Annotated in this window: 6 protein-coding genes; all 6 read right to left on the bottom strand. The window is 65.4% G+C overall.

The window, feature by feature from the left end; all coding sequences use genetic code 11:
• On the bottom strand, nt 1-227 hold a 227-nt coding region (locus AC07ZH_RS18910; protein ID WP_495200875.1), incomplete at its 3' end, for an aldehyde dehydrogenase family protein.
• A 52-nt stretch (nt 228-279) separates the two neighbouring features.
• Entirely contained in the window at nt 280-1101 is an 822-nt protein-coding gene (locus AC07ZH_RS18905; protein WP_495200877.1) for an ABC transporter permease, read from the bottom strand.
• Nucleotides 1102-1282: 181 nt separating this feature from the next.
• Nucleotides 1283-2536 (bottom strand): ABC transporter permease, encoded by a 1254-nt coding sequence (locus tag AC07ZH_RS18900; protein WP_119110605.1) that lies wholly within the window; start codon nt 2534-2536, stop codon nt 1283-1285.
• Between the two features lie 48 nt (nt 2537-2584).
• The gene (locus AC07ZH_RS18895) at nt 2585-3619 is read right to left on the bottom strand and encodes an ABC transporter substrate-binding protein (protein WP_495200874.1); all 1035 of its coding nucleotides are present in this window, start codon (nt 3617-3619) and stop codon (nt 2585-2587) included.
• Nucleotides 3620-3671: 52 nt separating this feature from the next.
• Nucleotides 3672-4781 (bottom strand): ABC transporter ATP-binding protein, encoded by a 1110-nt coding sequence (locus AC07ZH_RS18890; RefSeq protein ID WP_495200873.1) that lies wholly within the window; start codon nt 4779-4781, stop codon nt 3672-3674.
• A 36-nt stretch (nt 4782-4817) separates the two neighbouring features.
• On the bottom strand, nt 4818-6110 hold the full coding sequence (gene gabT, locus AC07ZH_RS18885; protein ID WP_495200872.1) for a 4-aminobutyrate--2-oxoglutarate transaminase: 1293 nt from the start codon (nt 6108-6110) through the stop codon (nt 4818-4820).
• Between the last annotated feature and the right edge of the window lie 53 nt (nt 6111-6163).

Raw genomic sequence — 6163 nt, 5'->3', positions numbered from 1 at the left:
CTGCGCTCCTTGGCGGTTTTGCTGCGCCAGGCCGGCCAGGCAGCGTTGGCGGCGGCTATGGCGGCTTGGGCATCCTGCGGGCCGAGGTTGGCGACTTCGGTGAGCTTGGCGCCGGTGGCCGGGTCATGGACGGCGAAGCGGTTGGCGCCGGCGATCCACTCTCCGTTGATGAGGGCGTCGGTCTTGAGGAGGCTGGGGTCTTTGAGGGTGGCGAGGGGGGAGGTCATAGAAGGTACAAATAAGGTATGGACGCAAACAAGAGGCCAAGCGCCGGAGCGCTCAGGCGCGCCGGCCGCGCAACCACTCCAGCGCCAGCAACAGACAGGTCGTGAAGATGATCAGCAAGGTGGCGACGGCGGCGATGGTGGGCGAGATGTTTTCGCGAATGCCGGTGAACATCTGGCGCGGCAGCGTGGTCTGCTCGGCGCCGGCCAGGAACAGCGTGACCACCACTTCGTCGAACGAAGTGGCAAAGGCGAACAAGGCGCCCGAAATGACGCCCGGTGCGATCACCGGCAGCGTCACGCGAAAGAAGGTTCTGAGCGGCGTCTCGCCGAGGCTGAGCGAGGCGCGCACCAGGTTGTGGTTGAAGCCCGCCAGGGTCGCCAGCACGGTGGTCAGCACAAAGGGCGCCCCCAGCGCGGCGTGCACGATGATCAGGCCCAGGTAGCTATCGGCCAGGCCCAGCGGCGCAAAGTACAAATAGGTGGCCACACCCACCACGATGAGCGGGACCACCATGGGCGAAATCAGCACGGCCATCAGCAGGCCCTTGAAGCGAAACTCGGTGCGCGAGAGGCCCACGGCCGCCATCGTGCCCAGCACGGTGGCAATGACCGTGGCGGAGGGCGCGACGATAAAGCTGTTGCGCGTGGCGCGCGTCCATTCCTCGGCCTGAAACAGGTTGCGGTACCACTTGAGCGACCAGCCGGGGATGGGGTAGGTAAGGAAAGAACTGTCCGAGAACGACAGCGGCACCATCACCAGGATGGGTGCCAGCAGAAACAGCAGCACCGCCACGCACAGGGCGCGCACCAGCCACCAGCCAATCTTGTCGGCCAGGGTGGCGTAGCGCGGAAATTCAGGCATTCGAAGAAACATGGTCACCGTTCTCTCTCTAAGGCAATGCTGAATAAGTCACCGCGATGACGCGCGCCGTGCGTCGGGATGGGAGGCAAGGCGCAAACCGCAGTCATAGCCACCGCTATGGCGAGGATTGGCAACGCCGCAGACCGCCCGAGGGACGGATGCGCGGCGCGTGAGGGGCTTGTTCAGCATTGCCCTAACCCAGACTGAGCTCGGCCTTGCCAAAGCGCCGGTACACGCTGTAGAGCAGCAGCGTCGCGACCAGCAATACGGCGCCCAGCGCAGACGCCATGCCCCAGTTCACCACCACGTTGGTGTAGCGCGCGATGTAGTAGCTGAGCATCTGGTCGTCCGCGCCGCCCAGCAGCGCGGGGGTCACGTAGTAGCCGATCGACAGGATGAACACCAGCAGCACGCCCGCGCCTATGCCCGGGTAGGTCTGCGGCACGTACACCCTGAAGAATGCCGCCAGCGGCGAGCTGCCCAGCGACACGGCCGCGCGCACGTAGGTGCCAGGCACGCTTTTCATCACGCTGTAGAGCGGCAAGATCATGAAGGGCAACAAGATGTGCACCATCGCAATCACCACGCCGGTGCGGTTGAACAGCAGCGCCAATGGCTCGTGAATGATGCCCAGCCCCATCAAACCCCGGTTGACCAGACCCTCCGATTGCAGCAGCACGATCCACGCGGCCACGCGCACCAGGATGGAGGTCCAGAACGGCACCAGCACCAGAATCATCAGCACATTGGCCGGGCGCGGCGGCAAGTTCGCCAGCCACCAGGCCAGTGGATAGCCCAGCAGCAGGCAGATGGCCGTGACCACCAGGCTGATGTAGAAAGTGCGCAGCAGGATGGCACCAAAGGCGCGCTGCTCCACGGGCATGCGCTCCACGTCGCCCATGGCATCGCGGCGCAGGTCCACCGACGCCAGCAGGTAGTCGGGCGTCCAGCGCGCGCCGTTCTTGGCAATGGCGCGCCAGAACGGCGCCTCGCCCCAGCGCGGGTCGGCGTCCAGCAGGCGCTGCTTAATGGCTTCGGCGTTGCCCTCGAAGGGCAGGCCGCGGTAGGCCCCCATCACCATCGAGCGGGCGCCGGGCACTTCGGCATTCAACCTGCGCGCCAGCGCGCCGGCGTCGGAGATGTCGGGCAGCCGAGCCAAATCGCCCACCAGTGCCGCATAGGCGGCCGCTGGGGGCGCGGCACGGCGGTCCCATTTTTTAAGCACGGGAATCGTCGCCGGCAGCGCACTGGCGACTTCCGGGTTTTCCACCGCACGCATGAGCAGCGCGGCGATCGGCACCAGCAAGGTGAACACCAGGAACACCAGCAGCGGCAGCGTCAGGCTGAAAGCCCGCCACTTGCGCCGCAGTTGCGCGCGCGCCAAAGCCTTGCGCAAGGCGGCGGGGTCGGTGCCATCCAGCCCTGGCCCAGAGAGGGGCATGGCCATGGCGTCTGAAGCTGCCTGCATGGTGTCGCTCACCGCAATGCCGTGCAATTACTGCGTGGCCCAGGAGGCAAAGCGCTTTTCAAGCGATTCGCCCTGGTCGGCCCAGAAAGCCACGCTGAACTGCAGGGCTTCCTTGGCGTTGGCGGGTGAAGTCGGCAGGTCGTCCAGCACCTTCTTGTCGAGCTTGGCCAGCGCCTTGTTGTTGGCGGGGCCGTAGGCAATGTTCTGCGCGTACGCCGCCTGTTGCTGGGGCTGCAGGGTGTACGAGATGAACTTGAGCGCCGCGTCCTTGTTGGGCGTGCCACGCGGAATGGCCCAGTAGTCCAGATCGTAGATGCCGCCGGGCCAGTAGATCTTGAGGTTGCGGCCTTCGCGGTTGGCGGCGTCGATGCGGCCGTTGTAGACCGTGGTCAGCACCACGTCACCCGCGACGAGAAATTGGGGTGCCTGGGCACCGGCTTCCCACCACTGAATGTTGGGCTTGAGCTCGCTCAGCTTCTTGAAAGCGCGGTCGGCGCCCTCTTTGGTGGCCAGCACCTTGTACACGTCGGCAGGCTTGACGCCATCGGCCAGCAGGGCAAATTCGAGGTTGTAGCGTGCCCCCTTGCGCATGCCGCGCTTGCCCGGGATCTTCTTGGTGTCGAAGAAGTCGGCCCAGCTGGTGGGCGCCGTCTTGAGCTTGTCGCCGTTGTAGGCCATGACGGTGGACCAGACAAAAATCCCCACCCCGCAATCGGTGACGGCAGCCGGCTGCAGGTCGGCCTTGTTGATGATTTTGCTGTAGTCGAGCTTTTCAAACAGGCCTTCGTCGCAACCGCGTGCCGCGTCGGGCGATTCGACTTCGACCACATCCCACGTGATCTTCTTCGTCTCGACCATGGCCTTGATTTTGGCCTGTTCGCCGTTGTATTCAACCGCCACGAGCTTGTTGCCGGCCTTTTCATAGGGCTCGTAGAACGCCTTCTTCTGGGCGTTGGCGTTGGCGCCGCCAAAGTTCACGACGGTAAGCGGCTGCTCGGCAAAGCTGGGCAGCGCGACGCAGGCAGACAGGGCTGCGCAGGCGATCAGGCTCTTGTGTTTCATGGTGTGTCTCCTTGGGTGTTATCGAACGGAACGGGAAAGCGCTAATAAAAGGCTAATGGAGCGCAGGCGCGGTGTAGATGCGCGTCGACTCGGGCGGAAACTCCAGCCCTACGGCATCGCCCGGTTGCGGCAGTGCGCTGGCACCGACACTGCTGAGTGCCAGCCGCACCGTGGCAAGAGACTGGCCGGCGCCCACATCGCACATCAGGCGCAGGTGGTCACCGTGGTAGATGGCACGGCTGACCGTGGCGCGCAGCACCTGCCCGGCAGGCGCACTGGATGCGGGGTGCAGCACGATGCGCTCGGGGCGCACACAGGCTTCTGCGCGTGCGCCGTCCGCGGCGGCGTTCACGTTGACGCCGGCGAGGCGCTGCCCATTGGGCAGGACCAGAGCGGCACTGCCGGCGCGGATTTCAAGCTTGCCAACGAGCACCGTGCTGTCACCGACAAAACCCGCCACAAAACGGTTGGAGGGCGTTTCGTACAAAGACGAGACATCGGCGAGCTGCTGAATCACGCCCTCGTTGAACACGGCCACGCGGTCGCTCATGGTCAGCGCCTCGCTCTGGTCGTGCGTCACGTAGACAAAGGTCACGCCGAGCTGCTGGTGCAGCTCCTTGAGCTCTATCTGCATGTGCTCGCGCAGCTGCTTGTCGAGCGCGCCCAGGGGCTCGTCCATCAGCACCAGCTGCGGGTTGAAGACCAGCGCGCGCGCCAGCGCCACACGCTGCTGCTGGCCGCCAGAGAGCTGCGAGGGCAGGCGATCGGCCATACCGACAAGGCGCACCATGTCGAGCGCCTTGGCCACGCGCTTGGCCTGGTCGTCCTTGGAGACCTTGCGCACCGTCAGCGGGTAGGCGACGTTCTGGCCCACGGTGAGGTGCGGAAACAGGGCGTAGTTTTGAAACACCATGCCGAAGTTGCGCTTGTGCGGCGGCGTGCTGGTGATGGGCGCGCCATCGAGCAGGATGTCGCCCGCCGTGGGCGATTCAAACCCGGCCAACATCATCAAGGTCGTGGTTTTGCCGGAGCCCGAGGGGCCCAGCAGGCTCAGAAACTCGCCGCGCTGGATATCGAGGTTCAGCGCGCGCACCACGAGCTGCACGCCGTCGTAGGTTTTCTGCACGCCGCTAAAGCGGACCAGGGGTTCTGCGTGGCTCATGGCTTGGGCAATCGATGCGGGTAGAGGGCGCGCGCGTCAGGCGAGTGCCGCCAGGGTGTCGGCCAGGATCGCCAGGCCTTCTTCCAGCAGCTCGTCGGATGCCGTCAGCGGCACGAGGATGCGGATCACATTGCCATAGGTTCCACAGGACAGCAAGATGAGGCCCCGGCGCGCCGCCTCGGCCACCACTTTTTTCGCCAGCGCGGCATCGGGCCGGTGCACGTCACCGCCTTCGAACAGCTCAATGGCCACCATGGCGCCCAGTCCCCGCACATCGCCAATGCTGGGCTGCTTTTCTGCCAAGGCCTTGAGCCGCGTGACCAACAGCGCGCCCATGGCACGGCTGCGCGCCAGCAGTTGCTCCTGCTCAAACGCCTCGAACACGGCGAGGGCCGCGGCGCAGGCCACAGGGCTGCCAGCGTAGGTGCCGCCAAGCCCACCGGGGGCGGGTGCGTCCATCACCTCGGCACGCCCCACCACACCGGCCAGCGGGAAGCCGCCCGCAAGCGACTTGGCGGTGGTAATGAGGTCCGGCACCACGGGCCATTGTTCACAGGCAAACCAGGTGCCGGTGCGGCCGGCGCCGGCCTGTACTTCGTCGGCAATCAGCAGGATGCCGTAGCGGTCGGCCAGTGCCTTGAGGCCGCTGATGAATTCCACTGGCGCCACATAGAAGCCGCCCTCGCCCTGCACTGGCTCGATGATGAAAGCCGCGACACGCTCGGGCTCGACATCGTTCTTGAACAGCAGCTCGACCGATTGCAGGGCCTGCGCGACGCTCACGCCGTGCAGAGCGTTGGGGAACTGCGCGTGGTAGACCTCGGCGGGGAACGGACCAAAGCCGGTCTTGTACGGCACCACCTTGCCAGTCAGCCCCAGCGTGAAGTTGGTGCGGCCATGGTAGCCACCGGTGAACGCAATCACGGCCGGGCGCCGGGTGTGGGCGCGGGCAATTTTCACGGCGTTTTCCACGGCTTCGGCGCCAGTGGTGAGCAGCAGCGTCTTTTTGGCGAAATCGCCAGGTGCCAACGCGTTCAGTCGCTCGGCAACCTCCACATACGGTTCGTAGGCGACCACCTGGAAGCAGGTGTGGGTGTAGCGATCGAGCTGCGCTTTCACAGCCGCGATGACACCCGGATGCAGGTGGCCGGTGTTGAGCACGGCAATGCCACCGGCAAAGTCAATGTAGCGGCGGCCCTCCACGTCCCACAGCTCGGCGTTGCGCGCCTTCTGCACAAAGATCTCGTGGGTCTGGCCCACGCCGCGTGCCACGGCCGCATGGCGGCGGGCAAGCAGGGCGGCGTTGGTGAAATGGGGTTCGTGCTGCATGGTGGTCAAAGGCTCTGGCGAGCGGGAAGAAGAGCGATGGGAGGGATTCTGGA

The organism is Simplicispira sp. GW247-4R2A, from assembly GCF_059424465.1.
Note: the sequence above shows the minus strand (reverse complement) of the source record. Positions and strands in the feature narration are given on the sequence as shown.

What these genes read in the sequence shown, in the direction of transcription:
- AC07ZH_RS18895 (WP_495200874.1), bottom strand. Translation starts at nt 3,619, where the DNA reads ATGAAACACAAGAGCCTGATCGCCTGCGCAGCCCTGTCTGCCTGCGTC.
- AC07ZH_RS18905 (WP_495200877.1), bottom strand. Translation starts at nt 1,101, where the DNA reads ATGTTTCTTCGAATGCCTGAATTTCCGCGCTACGCCACCCTGGCCGAC.
- AC07ZH_RS18890 (WP_495200873.1), bottom strand. Translation starts at nt 4,781, where the DNA reads ATGAGCCACGCAGAACCCCTGGTCCGCTTTAGCGGCGTGCAGAAAACC.
- gabT (WP_495200872.1), bottom strand. Translation starts at nt 6,110, where the DNA reads ATGCAGCACGAACCCCATTTCACCAACGCCGCCCTGCTTGCCCGCCGC.
- AC07ZH_RS18900 (WP_119110605.1), bottom strand. Translation starts at nt 2,536, where the DNA reads ATGGCCATGCCCCTCTCTGGGCCAGGGCTGGATGGCACCGACCCCGCC.